We start from the raw sequence: 17153 nt of genomic DNA on the forward strand, positions 1-17153 counted from the left end.
ATGACCAAATCTGTTATCACCGAAGCGCTGCGGCCAATCGAACTGCATCAGGTCGATCGCCTGGCGCTGAGCCAGAAGCTGGAAGCGGCGCTGAGCCGCGTGACGCGCAAGCTCGACAACAATATTGTCGCCTTCGGCGATAAGTTCCCCGGCGAAGCCTGCGAGAAGGGCGTTTGGCCGCGCACCGAAAACGTGGAGTGGACCACCAGCTTTTGGCCTGGCCAGCTGTGGCTGGCGTGGGAGATGACCGGCAAAGCGCACTATCGTGAAGCCGCCGAGCGCTATTTACCGTCGTTCGCCCGGCGCATTGAGCAGCGTATCGACACCGCAACGCACGATCTCGGGTTCCTCTATTCGCTCTCCTGCATCAGCGCCTGGCGGCTCACCGGCAACGAAGCCGCTCGCCGGTCGGCCCTGCTGGCTGCCGATCGCCTGATGGAGCGCTTTAACCCGACGGCCAGAATTATTCAGGCATGGGGTGATTTAAACGACCCGGAGCAGCAGGGGCGAATGATCATCGACTGCAATATGAACCTGCCGCTGCTGTACTGGGCCAGCGAACAGACCGGGGATCCGCGCTATGCGCAGGCGGCGACGGCTCACGCCGGGCAGGCAGCGAACTATATCGTGCGTGAAGATGCCTCGACCTATCACACCTGGTATATGGATGTGCAGACGGGCGAGCCGCGCTTTGGCAACACCCATCAGGGCTACAGCGATACCTCGTGCTGGTCACGCGGCCAGGCATGGGGCATTTACGGCTTCCTGCTCAGCTATCAGCACACCGGCGATAAGCAGATGGTTGAGCTGTCGCGCAGCCTGGCGCATTACTTCCTCAACCGCCTGCCGGAAGATGACGTTTGCCACTGGGATCTGGCGCTGCTCGGTACCGACGCCGTGCGCGACAGTTCAGCGGCGGCGATTGCCGCCTGCGGCCTGCTGGAGCTGGTGAAGGCGCTGCCGACGCTCGACGCAAACCGCGCGTATTATGAAGAGATGGCGCTGCGTATTGCGCTGTCGCTGACCGATAACTACCTTGCTCACGACGACGATCCGACCGAAGGGCTGCTGCAGCACTCGGTTTACCATATGGGCAGCGGTAAGGGCGTCGATCAGTGCTGTAGCTGGGGGGACTATTTCTATTTAGAGCTGCTGGCGCGTCTGCGACAGATTTGGCACCCGTACTGGTAACCCTGAAGCCATGGAGAGCAAGATGAAAAGCGTAGCCGTGCTATTAGCCCCCGGGTTTGAAGAGGGGGAAGCGATTGTCACCATCGATATCCTGCGCCGCCTGAATATTGCGGTGCAGACGATTGCCTGCGGCGAGGGTCGCGAAGTGGTGAGCTATCACGCCATCTCAATGATGGCGGATAGCACCCTGAAGGCCAGCCTCGATCGAACCTTTGACGCCGTAGTGTTACCGGGCGGCCCGGAAGGCAGCGCCAACCTGGCGAAAAGCGCGGAGGCGATCGCCTTCGTTCGCCGCCATGATGAAGCGGGCAAATATATCTGCCCGATTTGCTCCGCCGCCGCCCGCGTGCTGGGGGGCAACGGACTGCTCAAGGGGCGCCGCTATGTCTGCTCCGGCGATTTGTGGAAAACGGTCAGCGATGGCATTTACGTCGATGCCGACGTGGTGGAGGACGGCAATCTGCTAAGCGGCCGTGGGCTGGGCAACGTGTTTGATTTTGCCTTTACCCTGGCGGCGCGATTACAGGGCAATGCAGCATTGGCGCGCGAGCAGGCCAGTCATATTGAGTACGCGTGGCAGGATAGCGAGCCCGTTTTCGGGCTGGCAAAATGCGATTTGTGAGTTTCGCCCGGCGGCGCTACGCTTGCACGGGCTTACAATAAAACGTGCAACCAATTGAAAAATCTGCGCAATGTAGACCGGGTAAGCGCAGCGCCACCCGGCAAGAAAGACTGTGCAGGTGGTTTACAGCCCGATCACCAGCTCCCCCGAATGGCTCCGCGAGCAGCACAGCGCCACCTGCTGCTCCGTCGCGCTTTTTTCCGCCTCCGACTGCACGCTGTCCCGGTGATCCACCACGCCGTCGATCACCGGCGTCAGGCAGGCTCCGCAGATCCCCATCTCGCAGGAGAGGGGAACTTCCACGCCATGTTCCTGCAGCACCTGGGCGATGGTTTTATCGGCAGGCACAGGCCAGCGCTCCCCGGTGGAGGCCAGCTTGACCGTAAAGATCTCGCCGGATTCACCGCCTGCGGCAGGGGCTGCGAGCTGAAACGCCTCGCTGTGAAGACGGTCGTCATCCCAACCTTTCGCCGTGGCGACTTCACGCACTTTTTCCATAAACCCTGCGGGTCCGCAGACCCAGGCGTGAAGCCCCGCCTCAGCCATCGGGATATGCCCGGCCAGCGCGGTGCGCGGGCTGTCGGTGTGGATGACGCACGCATCGCACCCGGAAAGCGCGCGGGCAAACGCCGCATTTTGCCGGTTTCTGACATAGTAGTGCAGCGTAAACGGCGTTCCGGCGGCCCTCAGCTGCAGGGCCATCGCATACAGCGGCGTAATGCCAATCCCCGCCGCCAGCAGCAAAACCCGCTCTGCCTGGCGAAGCGGAAACAGGTTGCGCGGAGCCGATATCATAAGCTTCTGCCCGGGACGCAGCGTCTCGTGCACGTAGCGCGACCCGCCGCGCGAGGCGCTTTCCCGCCCCACGCAGATAAGATAGCCCTCATCTTCGCAAGCCCCGGTCAGGGAGTACTGGCGAATAAGCCCGCAGGGCAGGTGCACGTCAACGTGCGCGCCGGGCTGCCACGCCGGCAGCGCTTCGCCGTTGTCGGCCACCAGCCTGACGGCGAGGGATTTATCGCCCTCGCGCCACAGCCCGTCAACGATAACGCTCAACATAGTGCTCATCACGTGCCTCCGTCAGACCAGGAAAAACTCGCCAAAGCCCATCTTCTTCAGCCCACGCCGGTAGGCAATCGAGCTTTTATCCGCCGGGATATGGGCTTCCAGGGTGAGATCCAGCGGCAGGTTTTCCGGGCGCTGGGTTTCGACCATCAGGCGGTCTTCTTCAAAGATGCGCAGGTTAAAGGCATGGACATCCTCCACCGGAATATGCAGGTCAAAATTGCGGGCGATAGGGGCAAACATGCGGGTCACGCGTGATGAAACGGGCGACGCGGCGTTCATGATCGCCAGCCGGGATTCACCAGGAAAATGAATCGTCAGGGTGGCGGTAAACGGCAGGTGCATTTCAAAGTGGCGTAACCACTGGAAACCTTCTGGCGCCTGCACGTCCGAGCTGGCGGGGTAGTTGCTCACCGAGCTCCAGTAATCCGCCACGAAGCCGAATGGCGTCTCCTGCGGCTGGTAGGCCGGCACGATCGGGTTATCCGGATCCGCAAAGGTATCGGTGTGGATCCAGGCAAAGTGCGCCACGTCCAGAAACCCTTCCACCTGGCGTCCGGCAAAGCCATTTACCTCAAACGCCGGGCAGTTGATCTGCTGGAATCCGTCGTCATCCCAGTGCGGCATGGTCGGTAGCGGTGCAGGATTGTCCGGGTCAAACGCCAGGCAGGTCCAGATCAGGCCGAAGCGCTCTTCCACGGCATAGTTAATCAGGTTCAGCTTCGCCGGAACGGGCTGGTCGGGGCTGGACGGAATACGGTTGCAGCGCCCGTCCTCCCCGAAGCGTAAGCCATGATAGGGACAGATAATGCCGTGCTCGTCGTGAAAACCGAGCGTCAGCGGCACGCCGCGGTGCGGGCAGACGTCCCGGGCGACCACGACCTGGTCGTTGATCCGGTAAATCACCAGCTGTTCGTCCAGCAGGGTCGCCTTAACCGGTGCCGGGCCGATGTCGCAGGCGCGCGCGACCGGATGCCAGCATTTCGCCAGGCGCAGCCAGTCCTCTGGCTCAAACGTGCAGTGGGCGGGTGGCGTCGGTTCTTTTTTCATTGTTATCCCTCGTTCAGCCTAGCGGGCCGCCCTGAATGGTGTCGAGCAGACCGTTGATGATGCGCTCTCCGGTCTCCTCTTTAAGTTCCTGATACCAGGCTTCCGTCAGGGCCATATCTTTGCCGTGGGTGACGTCGCAGCGCTTACGCGCCTTCAGCACCAGGTCGCGCACCCGGTCGCAGCGCAGCGCTTCGTACTGCCGCAGCGCCAGCGTCACGCTGTGGTTTTCGCGCAGGCATTGACCCAGCACTACGGCATCTTCCATCGCCGCACAGCCGCCCTGGCCGATATCCGGCGTGGTGCTGTGCGCGGCATCGCCGAGCAGGGCGACGTTGCCGCGCACCAGGCTGTCGAACGGCTCAATGTCGTGGATTTCAATGCGGTTGGTGGTCTCGGGATCGAGCGCTGCGATAAGCTTTTGCACCGGCGGCGCCCACCCGCGGAAGTAGCCCGTGAGGTCGGCGCGCAGGGTAGTGCGATCCTCCGCCAGGCCAGCAGGCAGCGGCACGTCAAAAAAGAAATAAAACCGCCCGCCGGAGACGGGCATCAGCGACACGCGTTTACCTTCGCCAACGAAGGTGGTCCACTGGTGCGCCGGGGCGATCTCTTCGTCAATCTTCACCAGCCCGTTCCAGTTGACGTAACCGGCGTAGCGGCGCTCCGGGGTATAGCCCAGCACGTAAGGGCGAACAGCCGAGTGGCTGCCGTCAGCGGCAATCAGAAAATCACCGGTTGCCGTGGTGCCGTCGGTAAAGGTCACGCTCACGCCCGCGTCGTCTTCATGAACGTGTTCCACGCGCTTGCCGAACTGCACCCTGTCGCGACCCCAGAAGTCCAGCATTTCGCGCTGGAGTTCAGCGCGCGAGACGGGGCAGGGACGCCCTCCGGTACGCTCAACCAGCGGGGCAAGGCTAAAGCGGGTCAGGGTCTCGCCGCGCCGGTAATCCTTGTAGGCCATAAAGCGCATCGGCCCGCCGTAGGTCTCGATGATGTCGCCCATGCCGAGGTGCTGCATGCATTTCACGCCGTTAGGCCAGATGGAGATGGCCGCCCCGACGGGCCTGATCTCTTTTACGGCTTCGAATACGGTACAGTCGATGCCGGCTTTCTTCAGCGCGACGGCGGCGCTCAGGCCGCCAATACCCGCGCCAATGACGATTGCTCTCATGCTTCTCTCCTTTTGCAGGGTGTAACGTCATTCAGCAATTTGCGTACCAGGCTGCAGAGCCGGTAAAACGGCGTTGTGGGAGAGGCATTTGCACTGCTAAGGTGCGCAAACGCGGTGAGCGTGCCTTTTTATGAATCAAAAATTTCCGGTTTACCCATCCGGAATCAACTGTTTCACCCCTGCGGCAAGAGTGGCGTGCTTTGTGCAACGACCCGGGAAAGGACAACACAGGAGACGCTATGATCGCACTGCACGACTTTAATCATCTTCCGGACGGCGACGCGGTGGCGCTGCTCCACCCCTGCGTGGCGATCCCGGGCTGGGCCGACGCGCTGGTGCGCGGGCGGCCTTACCCAAGCCGGGACGCCTTGTTCCTTACGGCGCAGGCCCTGACGCAGCGCTGGGACGACGCGGCGCTAGCGCAAGCCCTGAGCGCCCATCCGCGCATCGGAGAAAAGCCCGCGGGTGCAGGGGCAGAGGCGGCGCTGTCGCGCCAGGAACAGGGCGAGGTGAATGACCGCGATGCCGCCCTTGCGCAGGCGCTGCGCGAGGGCAATGCCCGCTATGAAGCCCGCTTTGGACGGGTTTTTCTGATTCGCGCGAAAGGCCGCAGCGGTGAGGACATTTTGCAGGCGCTGCACGCGCGGCTGGAGAACAGCGACGCGCAGGAAGTCCGTGCCGCGCTGGAACAGCTGCGGGAAATTACGCTGCTACGGCTGGAAGGAGTCATTAGCGAATGAGTACGTTAAGCACGCATATTCTGGATATCTCGACGGGCAAACCGGCGCAGGGTGTGACGGTTCATCTTCAACAGGAGGGGAAGACGCTCGCCACGGGCGTGACCAACGCGCAGGGGCGCATCCCCGCGTTTGTTCCTTCTCTGCCCGCAGGCCGTTACCGGCTGGTGGCGGAGATTGGCGCGTGGTTTCGCGACACCGGTCGCGACACGCTCTACCCCTGCGCGCAAATTGATTTTATGACGGGAGAAACGGCAGACGAGCACTTCCACCTGCCGTTTGTGATTGCGCCCGGCGGGTGGTCAACCTACCGGGGCAGTTGACCATACCCGCTCGCCGTTGACCCAGGTCTCGCTGATGTTGCGCTCGTCGCCCAGGGTCATCAGCACAAAAAGCTGCTCGTAAATATCCTTGCAGCGGCGATTGCGCAGGCGCTGCAGCGGCGTCACGTCGGGGTCGATAACTACAAAATCCGCCTCTTTGCCGGGCGCGAAGTTGCCAATCTTATCGTCGAGCCTGAGCGCGCGCGCGCCGCCCAGCGTGGCGTGGTAAAACGCCTCGCTGGCGCGCAGGCGGTAGCTCTGGAGCTGCCCCACCTTGTAGGCCTCCCCCAGGGTGCGCAGCATGCTGAAGGTGGTGCCCGCACCGACGTCGGTGCCGATGCCCATCCGCACCCCGTGCTGCCAGCAGGCGGGCAGGCGAAACAGCCCGCTGCCGAGAAACAGGTTAGAGGTGGGGCAAAACGCCACCGCCGAACCGGTGTCATGCAGGCACTGCCACTCGCTGTGGTGAAGATGGATCGCGTGCGCAAATACGCTGCGCTCGCCGGTCAGGCCGTAGTGGTGATACACGTCCAGATAGCGCTCGTGCTCCGGCCAGAGATCGCTCACCCAGGCCACTTCGTTGGGGTTTTCGCTCAGATGGGTCTGCAGCCAGGTATCCGGGAACTCCTCTCTGAGCAGGCTGACCGCGGCGAGCAGCTCGGGGGATGACGTCGGGGCAAAGCGCGGGGTAATGGCATAGCCCAGCCGCCCCCGGTGGTGCCAGCGCTGGATCAGCGCCCGCGTCTGCCGGTAGCTCTGCTTCGCGTCTTCGCTCAGGTAGTCCGGCGCGTGTCTGTCCATCATCACCTTGCCGGCGATTAGTCGCATGTTCAGGCGCAGGGCTTCGGTAAACAGCGCCTCGACCGATTCCGGATGCAGCGTGCAAAACACCAGCGCGGTGGTGGTGCCGTTGCTCACCAGTTGCTGAATGAAAAATTCGGCGATCTCTTTCGCGTAGGCTTCATCGGCAAACTGGCTCTCCACCGGAAAGGTGTAGGTGGTCAGCCACTCCAGCAGCTGTTCGCCAAAGGCGCCGATCATCTCCGTTTGCGGGTAATGAACATGGGTGTCGACAAAGCCGGGCAGCAGCAGCTTACCGCGCAGGTCGGTATAGCCTTTATGAGGGTCAAGATACTGCTCGCCCTCCTGCCACGCCATGTGCGCCAGAATTTTTCCGTTCTGTATAAACAGCACCCCGTCCTCAAGATAGCGGGCGTGCCGGGCAATCTCGTCTGCGCTGTCGCATGCCTGGGCAATGTCAAAAAATGCGCCGCGGATCGCTGTCTGGTAATCCATCATGGTTCCTGCCTTATTGTGTACATCACGGAGTGATAAGGCGCAGCAAGAACGGTGCCAGAATGAACGGGCCGCAGATAAGCTGCGGCCCAAAGGGAGGGGGTTACTCTTTTTGCGTCGCCACGCGGGAGCTGAACGACGTCGCGCCTGCCGTCTCGCGATCTTCCCGCGCCAGCCAGCGATAGGTCATGCCGCCGAGGAAGACGCCGATGAACCAGCTGAAGTTCGCCACCTCATGCAGGGCCGGGATAAAGCTGATCACCAAACCCACGGCAACGGACGGGAGCAGCGCGCCAATGGCTTTCGGGTTAAAGCCGTTGCGGTACCAGTATTTGCCCTTTGGCGTGTCGTCGAACAGATCGTCGACCGACACCTTGCCGCGTTTAATCAGGTAGAAGTCGGCAATCAGAATGCCGAACAGCGGGCCGATAAAGGCCCCGAGCACGTCGAGGGTGTAGTGGATAAGCTCCGGCGAGTTGAACAGGTTCCACGGCGTTAGCAGAATTGAGCCAACGGCGGCAATCATGCCCCCGGTGCGGAAGCTGATTTTCTGCGGCGAGCAGTTAGAGAAATCAAACGCCGGGGAGACGAAGTTCGCGACGATGTTGATCCCGATGGTGGCGGTGATCATCGTCAGCAGGCCAATCGCCACCGCCAGATCGTTACCCACGCGGCTGACGGTTTCAATCGGGTCGGTGATCATGCGGCCAAACAGCGATTGGGTACCGGAGACAATCACCACGGTAACAATCGAGAACAGCAGGAAGTTAAACGGCAGGCCCCAGCGGTTGCCGCGGCGGATCTCGCCCATGCTTTTGCCGTAGCGGGAGAAGTCGCCAAAGTTGAGCAGCGGCCCGGAGAAGTAAGAAACCACCAGCGCGGTCGCGGTGATCATCTGCCAGGTCTGCTCGCCCGCGCTCAGGGATTTGCTGGCGAGGGTGAAGGAAATGCCGTCAAAACCGGTCTTGTATACAATCCAGCCTGCAAGGGCCAGCATCACCACGTAGACCGCCGGACCGGCGATATCGATAAAGCGCTTAATGGCGCTCATGCCGTGCCAGAAGACCATCGCCTGCAGGACCCACATAATGGCAAAGCAGATCCAGCCCAGATGCGACAGGCCCAGGAACGCGCCGGTGGTAAGCGAAGAGAGCGACGGCCAGAACTTCAGCGCCACCAGCATCAGGGCGTTGGCGGCCAGATAGGTCTGAATGCCATACCACGCGAAGGCAATCAGCCCGCGGATCACTGCCGGAATATTGGCCCCGAAGACGCCAAACGCCTGACGGCTGATCACCGCATAAGGCACGCCCGCCATCTGGCTCGGTTTGGCCACCAGGTTGGCGCACAGCTGCACGATGCAAATCCCCACCAGCAGGCAAAGCAGCACCTGCCAGCTTGCCAGCCCGAGCGTAAAGAAGCTCGCGGCGACAACGTAACCCCCCATGCTGTGGACGTCCGACATCCAGAACGAAAAGATGTTGTACCAGCTCCAGTTCTGGTCACGCGTCGGCGCCAGATCCTCATTGCAAAGACGTGGGCTGTAAACCGCACCGGAATCAGCGGCCGTACCCTGCTGCGCGTTTTGACTGTTTGGCATGAAACCTGCTCCTGTGAATGAAAACCCGTTGAGTGGGAGTGCAAACGGTGTTGCAGGATCCAGGCCAAAATAATAAATTTTGTATGCAATATTTTATTTTTATGTATACGATTCGATAATGAAAGGTAAAAGACGGAGTGGTTAATGAACAACATAAATGCCTTGCAGGCCGCGCCAGAGCTGCATGACAAAGACGAATCGATCTTTCAGGCGCTAATGACCGCGATTGTCGAACATCAGCTGCTGCCGGGGAGTAAATTGCCGGAAGAGGCGCTGGCCGAGGTCTTTGGCGTGAGCCGCACGGGCATCCGCAAGGTGCTTCAACGACTCGCGGCTGTGCAAATGGTCACCTTAACGCCCAAACGTGGTGCACACGTTGCCAGCCCGACGGTCGAAGAGTCGCAGCACATCTTCCGCACCCGCGCGCTGCTGGAGGTTGCCAACCTGCCGGACGTGCTGGCGCACTGTCAGCCGCCGCATCTTGCCGCGCTGGAGGCCATTATTCGCCAGGAGCAGCAGGCGCACGAGGCGTACGACGGCCCGGCGGCCATTCGCCACTCCGCTAATTTTCACATTCAGCTGCAGGCCATCTCCGGCAACCAGGTGCTGACGGAGATGGTGACCAGCCTGAGCCAGCGCTCCTCGCTGGTGATTGCCACCTGGGGCGCACCGTGGCGTCAGGGCTGCCGCTGCAACGATCACGAACAGCTTGTGGATCTGCTGCGCCAGAAGGCGCTTCAGCCGCTCAGCGATGCCTTAATGCACCATTTTGAACATATCGTCGCCAGCCTCTGCTTCGAGCGGGCGGGCGAGTGCCTGCCTGATTTTGCCCGGCTGTTTGCCGGCCACAAGGAGTCGTAATGTCTGTCTGTATACAAGTGATCAACCCCAATACCAGCCTCGCGATGACGGAAACCATCGGCGCGGCGTCCCGCGCGGTGGCGGCGCCGGGCACGGAAATTCTCACGGTCTGCCCGAGCGCGGGCGTGCCGTCTATAGAAGGCCACTTTGATGAGGCCATCGCCGCCGTGGGGGTTCTCGAACAGGTCAGGCTTGGCAGAGAGCAGGGCGTGGACGGTCACGTCATCGCCTGCTTTGGCGATCCGGGCCTGCTGGCGGCGCGCGAGCTGGCGCAGGGGCCGGTGGTAGGGATTGCGGAAGCCGCCATGCATATGGCGACGCTGGTGGCGACGCGCTTTTCGGTGGTTACCACGCTGCCGCGCACGCTGATTATTGCTCGTCATCTGCTGCACCAATATGGCTTTCACGATCGCTGCGCGGCGCTGCACGCTATCGATCTCCCGGTGCTGGCGCTGGAAGACGGCAGCGGTCTGGCGCAGGAGAAGGTGCGCGCGCGCTGTATACAGGCGCTGAAAGAGGATGGCTGCGGCGCCATCGTGCTGGGCTGCGGCGGCATGGCGACGCTGGCGCAGGAGCTGACGCGCGAGCTGCGCGTGCCGGTGATCGACGGCGTCAGCGCGGCGGTGAAGATGGTGGAATCGCTGGTGGCGCTGGGGCTCTCCACCAGCAAGCACGGGGATCTGGCCTTCCCGGAGAAAAAAGCGTTAAGCGGACAATTTCAGGCATTAAATCCATTTTAAATTAAGGGGTGGCTATGGCGCATTTTGAACAGGATTACCCGCGGGATCTGCGCGGTTACGCGGGAAACCCGCCGCACGCGCGGTGGCCGAATCAGGCGCGCATCGCGGTGCAGTTTGTGCTCAATTATGAGGAAGGGGCGGAAAACCACGTTCTGCACGGCGATGCCGGGTCGGAGCAGTTCCTGTCGGATATCATCGGCGCGGCCAGCTACCCGGACAGACACATGTCGATGGACTCCCTCTACGAATACGGCAGCCGCGCCGGATTCTGGCGGATCCACGGTGAATTTCAAAAGCGCGGCCTGCCGCTGACGGTCTTTGGCGTGGCGATGGCGCTGGCGCGTCACCCGGAGATCGTCGAGGCGATCAAAGCGGCGGATTACGACGTGGTCAGCCACGGCTGGCGCTGGATCCACTATCAGAACATGGATATCAGCCAGGAGCGCGAACACCTGCACAAAGCGGTACACGTTCTGACCGACCTGTTCGGCAAGCCGCCGACGGGCTGGTACACCGGTCGCGACAGCCCCAACACCCGTCAGCTGGTGGTGGAGTACGGCGGCTTCGACTACGACAGCGACTACTACGGCGACGACTTACCCTTCTGGACGGAAGTGGCCTGCAGCGACGGCACTCGCAAACCGCACCTGATTGTGCCCTACACGCTGGATGCAAACGACATGCGCTTCGCCACCGCGCAGGGGTTTAATACCGCCGAGCAGTTTTATACGTATCTGAAGGACAGTTTTGACGTGCTGTACGAAGAGGGGGAAAGCGCGCCGAAGATGATGTCCATCGGCATGCACTGCCGCCTGCTCGGGCGGCCGGGGCGTTTTCGCGCGCTGCAGCGGTTCCTGGATTACGTGCAGCAGCATGAGCGGGTGTGGGTCTGTACCCGCCAGCAGATTGCCGACCACTGGCGGGAAGTGCATCCGTTTCAGAAATAATTGTGCCGTGTTTTGCCGGGTGGCGGCTGCGCCTTACCCGGCCTACGACTATGCCATCAAACTCACCTGCGCCGCCACGATGCGCCACCCGTAGGCAAACCGCACCCACGTCTGCTGCTGACGGCCAATGCGTTCCGTGCCCTCCCGGGTAAACTCGGTGCTGCACACGGCATAATCCTCGCCGAAGGTGGTGATGACGGTGTGGCGCAGCGTTCGCTGTAGCCCGGCGGACGGGCGCGCCGCGCGAAAGGCGCGGATTTCATCAATCCCGTACAGGTTTTCACCCGCCCCGAGACGCACCGTGTTTTTGTCGTGCCAGAACAGCTCGTCCAGCACCGCAACGTTGTTGCTCACCAGCGCGTCTTCATAGCGGTAAAACGCGGCCGTCACCTCGGCAACCACCCACGGCAGGTTAATGTCATCGTGATTCATCATGCGGCCACCTCCGCCGGGCGGGCATCGGTGATTCCACTCTCCTCCAGCGCGCGCGCGACGCGCAGGCAGGCCTGTTCGTTAAACGGCGCGGCAATCAGCTGCAGGCCAATCGGCGCACCCTGGGCGGTGCGCAGCGGAACGGTGGTCACGGGCAGGCCCAAAAAGGATATCGGCTGGGTCAGCATCCCCATGCTGGCGCGAATGGGGAGCGGCTGGCCGTTAATCTCCATGGTCTGCTCACCCGCCAGCGTCGCACTGCACGGGGTTGCCGGGGCGATCAGCACGTCGGCCTGCGCGAAGAGGGTTTTAAACGCCTGCCGGGCGTGTGCGCGAAACCGCTGGGCCTGAATGTACCAGGCGGAGGGGATCATTGCGCCTGCCAGCAGCCGTTCGCGGGAGTGCGGCTCAAAACGCTCGGGCTCGCGGCGAAGCGCGGGCAGGTACTGGTTTCCCCCTTCGGAGGCGCTGATGATAAACGCTGCCGAGCGCGCCAGCTCGGCGTCCGGAAACTGCAGCTCATCCTGCACGTCGAGCGCCTTCGCCACCCGCGCCACGGCGTCTCTGGCATCCGCGTCGCACCAGGTGGTGAAGTAGCCGCCGAGCAGCGCGCAGCGCAGGCCGTCAAGGCCGCGGTCGAGCAGGGGGCGCGTCAGCTCGCGCGGATGCTCAGCCTGAAAACCGTCGCTGCCGTCACGCCCCTGCAGCGCGTCGTACACGGACGCCAGGTCGCACACCCGGCGGGCAAAGGGACCGATATGATCCAGGCTCGCGACAAACGGATGGCTGCCGGATCGCGACAGGCGACCAAAGGTGGGCTTCAGGCCATAGATGCCGCACAGGGAGGCCGGGACGCGAATCGAGCCGTTGGTGTCGGTACCGAGCGAAAAGTGCACTAGCCCGGCGGCCACGGCGGCGGCCGAACCGCCCGACGAGCCGCCCGCAATCCGCGCCAGATCGTGCGGGTTACGCGTCGTGCCGTAGTGGCTGTTTTCGGTAGTGAAGCCGTAGGCGTAGGCGTCCATATTCACCATGCCGCTCAGCAGCCCGCCCGCGCTGCGCAGCTGGCGCACCGCGAAGCTGTCAGCGGCTGCGGCAGGACGCTGGCTGAACAGCTTGGCCCCGGCGAGGGTGGTATGGCCGGCAACGTCGAACAGATTTTTTACCGCGTAGGGCACGCCCGCCAGCGGCGGGAGGGGGCGCTTCTCGCGGCGCAGGGTGTCGATGCTCTCGGCCTCGGCGAGCATGCGTTCTTCCGTCACGGCGGTCCAGGCGTTGATCTGCGGGTTAACGCGCGCAATTGCCTCCAGCGTCTGGCGAGCAATCTCGCGGGCGCTCAGCTCGCCTGCGCTGAGCGCCTGCTGAATGTCGCCAATACTCATCTCGTGTAGCCTCATGCTTTGTATACTCCTGCGATCTCCAGACGGTCATCGAGCGGCAGCGCCATCAGCGGGGCGGCCAGGGCGGCAATGCGGCTGAACTGCAACTGCAGCTCGGCGCGGCGGGCATCGTCCAGCGTCACGCCGAGCACGGACTCCATTTGCGCAAGATATGCCTGCCAGTCGGGTTGTTGTGTCGTCATTTTTTCTCCTCAGAATCCGGCGGCCGCGCCGTTGCTGCGCGGGTCAAATGCCCCTTCAAACAGCCCGTTGGGGTGATGGACAATCGCGCCCGCGTGGCCCATCGCTTCACTGAAGTCCGGGAACATTTCTACCTCATGTCCCCGCGCGCGGAGCTGCGAGACCGTCTCAGCGCTAAAGCGCCCTTCAAGCTTTAACGTGTCCGAGGTTTGTCCCCAGGTGCGACCCAGCAGCCAGCGCGGGCGGGAAACGCTTTCCTGTAAAGGCACGCCCTGGATCGCGTAGCGGGTAAAGAGCGCGGCCTGGGTTTGCGGCTGTCCGTCACCGCCCATCGATCCGTAGACCATCACGCGCCCGTCCTTAAGACGCGCCGCCGCCGGGTTCAGGGTGTGGAAGGGCTGTTTGCCCGGCGCGAGGGCTAAAAGATGATTGGGATCGAGACTGAAAGACGCGCCGCGGTTCTGCCAGACGATACCGGTATCGGGCAGCACCACGCCGCTGCCGAACTCGTGATAGATACTCTGGATAAACGACACGGCGAGCCCGCTGTTATCCATCACCCCCATCCACACCGTATCGCCGGGGCCTTTGCCGCTGCCCCACGGGGCGGCGCGGCCGTCGTCAACCCTGTCGGCTAGCGCCTGAAGGGATGCGGAGTCCAGAAGGCCCTGAATATCGGTTTTCAGCACGCGCGGGTCGGTGATGTGGGCATCGCGCAGGCCAAAGGCCAGCTTGGTGGCTTCAACGATGCGGTGAATGATGTCGGCATCGTCGGCCTCCGCCATGTTCAGACGATCGGTGATGCCGAGTATCGCCAGCGAGACCAGCCCCTGCGTCGGCGGGGCGTGGTTAAAGATCTCACCCTGCTGATGCTGTAGCCCCAGCGGCGCGGTGCGCCGGGCAGCGTGCGCGTGTAAATCGTCCCGCGTTACGGGCAGGCCCAGCGTCTCCATGCCCTGTGCCAGCACGTCTGCCAGCGGGCCGCGATAGAAGCTATCCAGACCGTCTTCCACAAGGCGCGCCAGGGTAGACGCCATGGCCGGCTGATAAAAGCGGCTGCCAACCTCTGGCGGCTTACCGTCTACCAGCCAGGTTTCCGCAAAACCGGGGATATCTTTCAGCTCGTCGAATTTGCTCGCCGTGGCATGGGCCTGAGACGGCGTGACCGGCGTGCCGTTTTGCGCGTACTCAATGGCGTCGGCCAGCAGGCGGGCCAGCGGCAGCGCCTTGCCGGTCATCTCGCGCGAGACCTTAAGCGCCTCGTCCCAGCCGCTCACCGTTCCGGCGACGGTCAGCGCCGCGCGGGGACCCCGATGGGGTATTTGCGCTACATCACCGTAGGCGTCAAGGGTAGCCAGAGAGCCCGCCGCGCCGCTGGCGTCAATGGCGATTGGGTCGCCCTGCGGGGGAACGATAAGCCAGAAGCCGTCGCCGCCGAGGCCGTTCATGTGCGGATAAACCACGGCGATGGTGGCCGCAGCCGCCACCATCGCCTCTATCGCGCTGCCGCCTTCGCGCAGCACCGCCAGCGCGCTCTGGCTGGCAAGATGGTGGGGCGCAACGGCCATCCCGCGTGTGGAGACATTACTGTGCATAGAGAATCCTCATAACCCTGAAGGTCACAAGGCGCTGCAAAAGCTGTTCCAGTTCTGAAAGAAAAGTTTCAGTAAACTGGCACATATAATGAAAGGTACAATGTGGTGAAACAAAAGTTACAGAGGCGCTATGGAACAACTGGATGAACGTCTGAAGGCACAATACCCGTCGCTGTCGCCGCAGGAGCAGCGGGTGGCGGATTTTATTTTCGATCATTTTGACGACCTGATTAGCTACAACAGCGCCGAGCTGGCGCAGCTGAGCGGGGTGTCGAAAGCCACGGTCAGCCGTCTGTTTAAGCGTCTGGGCTATGAGAAATATAAGGACATGCGCGACGAGCTGCGCACCCTGCGCCAGAGCGGGATGCCGCTCACCGATAACCGCGATGCGGTGCAGGGCAATACGCTGCTGGCACGCCACTATAAGCAAGAGATGGCGAACCTGACCCAGTGGGTCAATGCCCTCGATGCGCAGCAGTTTGCCGACGCCATGGCCTGCATGGTGAAGGCACGGCGCATCGTCATTATCGGCATGCGTAACGCCTATCCGGCGGCGCTGCACCTGCGCCAGCAGCTGCTGCAGGCGCGCGGTCAGGTGCTGGTCCTGCCGCAGCCGGGGCAGAGCCTGAGCGAGGAGCTGGTGGATTTAACGCCGGACGATCTGGTGGTGATGATGGCCTTTCGCCGCCGCCCGCGCATTATCCGGCCGCTGATGCAGCAGCTTCAGAGCAGCGGCATTCCGGTGCTGCTGATGTGCGAGCCGCAGGCCCACAGCCTGTTTCCGCTGGCGAGCTGGCGGCTGTGCGCCCCGCTGGACAGCGTCTCGGCCTATGACAGCTACTCCTCGGTCAACAGCCTGATCAATCTGCTGGCGAACGCTTTTCTGCATGAGATCCTCGATAAAGGCCGTCCGCGCATTCACGAGATTGCCTCTCTCTACCAGCAGCTGGACGAGCTCGAACAACGATAATGGGGCATCAGGCTGGTGCTTTGCATTGAAATGGTGCAACCAGGCGGGGCGAAAATGGAGAGCATTATCGCCTCGTGCGCGTTTTATCAGGCTTTACAAGAATATTCCCCCGCTTCGCCTTATCTGGCACATTAGTTGCAAAATCACATTCAAAGAATCTTTTGTTTCATGTTAACGTTACGGGGAAGCACCATGAAAAAATTGTTGATTGCACTGGCCGGGGCCGCATGTCTCTTCACACAGCTGCCCGCGAAGGCAGACCAGCTTCAGGATATCGAGAAGCGCGGCACCCTCCGCATTGCCGTTCCGCAGGACTTCCCGCCGTTTGGCTCGGTGGGGACCGATCTGCAGCCGCAGGGCTATGACATCGACATGGCGCGCTATCTGGCCAAACAGATGAAGCTCAAGCTGCAGCTGGTGCCGGTGACCAGCGCCAACCGCGTGCCGTACCTGCAAACCGATAAGGTGGATCTGGTCATTTCAAGCCTCGGTAAAAACCCGGAGCGCGAGAAGGTGATCGACTTCAGCCGCGCCTACGCGCCGTTCTTCCTCGGCGTGTTTGGCCCGAAAGGTGCCGAGCTGAAAGATGCCGCCGCGCTGAGCGGAAAAACCATCGGCGTGACGCGCGGGGCGGTGGAGGACATGGTGCTGACCGGCCTGGCGCCGAAAGACGCGGACGTGAAGCGCTACGAAGACAACAACACCACGCTTTCCGCCTACCTCTCCGGCCAGGTGCAGTACGTGGCAACCGGCAACCTCGTGGTGGCGGCCATTTCGCGCCAGAACGCGGCTAAAGCCCCGGTCCCGAGCTTTATGCTGAAAGACTCGCCGTGCTTTATTGGCCTGAAGAAGAACGAACCGGCCCTGAAGGCAAAAGTGGACGCGCTGATTGAGCAGGGCATTAAGGACGGCACGCTGAACGGCCTGTCCGAGCAGTGGCTGAAGGCTCCGCTGCCGGCCAACCTTGGCGCCTGAG

The 17153-nt window shown here is 62.2% G+C and carries 17 protein-coding genes and 1 pseudogene; 9 read left to right on the forward strand and 9 right to left on the reverse strand.

Annotated features, from left to right (window positions below; translation table 11 throughout):
* Both M2433_RS08445 and M2433_RS08450 read left to right on the forward strand, forming a co-directional pair.
* Positions 1-1191, forward strand: a complete 1191-nt coding sequence (locus M2433_RS08445) for a glycoside hydrolase family 88 protein (RefSeq protein WP_429053155.1) — start codon at positions 1-3, stop codon at positions 1189-1191.
* Between the two features lie 22 nt (positions 1192-1213).
* Positions 1214-1813, forward strand: a complete 600-nt coding sequence (locus M2433_RS08450; protein ID WP_429053154.1) for a DJ-1/PfpI family protein — start codon at positions 1214-1216, stop codon at positions 1811-1813.
* Positions 1814-1936: 123 nt separating this feature from the next.
* On the opposite strand, the gene M2433_RS08455 is transcribed toward M2433_RS08450, so the two are convergent.
* The 3 genes from M2433_RS08455 to hpxO are packed head-to-tail and all read right to left on the reverse strand — an operon-like array spanning position 1937 to position 5096.
* Positions 1937-2881 carry a PDR/VanB family oxidoreductase gene (locus M2433_RS08455; protein ID WP_429053153.1) on the reverse strand — a complete coding sequence of 315 codons (945 nt, stop codon included), beginning with the start codon at positions 2879-2881 and terminating at the stop codon, positions 1937-1939.
* Between the two features lie 12 nt (positions 2882-2893).
* The gene (gene hpxD / locus M2433_RS08460) at positions 2894-3928 is read right to left on the reverse strand and encodes a molybdenum cofactor-independent xanthine hydroxylase subunit HpxD (RefSeq protein WP_429053151.1); all 1035 of its coding nucleotides are present in this window, start codon (positions 3926-3928) and stop codon (positions 2894-2896) included.
* A gap of 13 nt (positions 3929-3941) precedes the next feature.
* On the reverse strand, positions 3942-5096 hold the full coding sequence (gene hpxO / locus M2433_RS08465) for an FAD-dependent urate hydroxylase HpxO (protein WP_429053150.1): 1155 nt from the start codon (positions 5094-5096) through the stop codon (positions 3942-3944).
* Positions 5097-5335: 239 nt separating this feature from the next.
* On the opposite strand from hpxO, the gene uraD reads away from it, so the two are divergent.
* Together uraD and uraH are read left to right on the forward strand one after the other, a co-directional pair.
* Complete coding sequence (gene uraD / locus M2433_RS08470; protein WP_429053149.1) at positions 5336-5836, forward strand: 2-oxo-4-hydroxy-4-carboxy-5-ureidoimidazoline decarboxylase; 501 nt, start codon at positions 5336-5338, stop codon at positions 5834-5836.
* On the forward strand, positions 5833-6156 hold the full coding sequence (gene uraH / locus M2433_RS08475; RefSeq protein WP_429053148.1) for a hydroxyisourate hydrolase: 324 nt from the start codon (positions 5833-5835) through the stop codon (positions 6154-6156). Before uraD ends, uraH begins: the two co-directional genes overlap by 4 nt.
* Here the strand turns inward: uraH and guaD are convergent.
* Complete coding sequence (gene guaD / locus M2433_RS08480) at positions 6136-7452, reverse strand: guanine deaminase (RefSeq protein WP_429053147.1); 1317 nt, start codon at positions 7450-7452, stop codon at positions 6136-6138. The genes uraH and guaD overlap by 21 nt on opposite strands.
* Before the next feature lie 103 nt (positions 7453-7555).
* Positions 7556-9052: an NCS1 family nucleobase:cation symporter-1 gene (locus tag M2433_RS08485; RefSeq protein WP_429053146.1), complete on the reverse strand. Its 1497-nt coding sequence runs from the start codon at positions 9050-9052 to the stop codon at positions 7556-7558.
* A gap of 144 nt (positions 9053-9196) precedes the next feature.
* Here M2433_RS08485 and M2433_RS08490 point away from each other — a divergent pair, with 144 nt between their 5' ends.
* From M2433_RS08490 to puuE, 3 genes and pseudogenes are all read left to right on the forward strand, one after another.
* Positions 9197-9913 carry a GntR family transcriptional regulator gene (locus M2433_RS08490; protein ID WP_429053145.1) on the forward strand — a complete coding sequence of 239 codons (717 nt, stop codon included), beginning with the start codon at positions 9197-9199 and terminating at the stop codon, positions 9911-9913.
* Positions 9913-10783, forward strand: a pseudogene (gene hpxA, locus M2433_RS08495) (allantoin racemase). Before M2433_RS08490 ends, hpxA begins: the two are co-directional and overlap by 1 nt.
* Positions 10701-11600 (forward strand): allantoinase PuuE, encoded by a 900-nt coding sequence (gene puuE, locus M2433_RS08500; protein ID WP_429053803.1) that lies wholly within the window; start codon positions 10701-10703, stop codon positions 11598-11600. Before hpxA ends, puuE begins: the two are co-directional and overlap by 83 nt.
* Before the next feature lie 48 nt (positions 11601-11648).
* Here puuE and hpxZ read toward each other — a convergent pair whose 3' ends face one another.
* From hpxZ to M2433_RS08520, 4 genes are read right to left on the reverse strand one after another with little or no spacing between them, the layout of a single operon-like run.
* Positions 11649-12035, reverse strand: a complete 387-nt coding sequence (gene hpxZ, locus M2433_RS08505) for an oxalurate catabolism protein HpxZ (RefSeq protein ID WP_089598394.1) — start codon at positions 12033-12035, stop codon at positions 11649-11651.
* The gene (locus M2433_RS08510) at positions 12032-13429 is read right to left on the reverse strand and encodes an AtzE family amidohydrolase (protein WP_429053144.1); all 1398 of its coding nucleotides are present in this window, start codon (positions 13427-13429) and stop codon (positions 12032-12034) included. Before M2433_RS08510 ends, hpxZ begins: the two co-directional genes overlap by 4 nt.
* Positions 13426-13614, reverse strand: a complete 189-nt coding sequence (gene hpxX, locus M2433_RS08515) for an oxalurate catabolism protein HpxX (protein ID WP_109081299.1) — start codon at positions 13612-13614, stop codon at positions 13426-13428. Before hpxX ends, M2433_RS08510 begins: the two co-directional genes overlap by 4 nt.
* A 9-nt stretch (positions 13615-13623) precedes the next feature.
* Entirely contained in the window at positions 13624-15207 is a 1584-nt protein-coding gene (locus tag M2433_RS08520) for a gamma-glutamyltransferase family protein (protein ID WP_429053142.1), read from the reverse strand.
* A 130-nt stretch (positions 15208-15337) separates the two neighbouring features.
* On the opposite strand from M2433_RS08520, the gene hpxU reads away from it, so the two are divergent.
* Positions 15338-16177, forward strand: a complete 840-nt coding sequence (gene hpxU / locus M2433_RS08525) for a MurR/RpiR family transcriptional regulator HpxU (protein WP_429053141.1) — start codon at positions 15338-15340, stop codon at positions 16175-16177.
* A 192-nt stretch (positions 16178-16369) separates the two neighbouring features.
* Positions 16370-17152, forward strand: a complete 783-nt coding sequence (locus M2433_RS08530) for a transporter substrate-binding domain-containing protein (RefSeq protein WP_429053140.1) — start codon at positions 16370-16372, stop codon at positions 17150-17152.
* Position 17153: the final 1 nt, after the last annotated feature.

This window comes from Enterobacter sp. AC1, assembly GCF_050434705.1.
In the GTDB taxonomy this organism is placed as follows: Bacteria; Pseudomonadota; Gammaproteobacteria; order Enterobacterales; family Enterobacteriaceae; genus Enterobacter; species Enterobacter cloacae_L.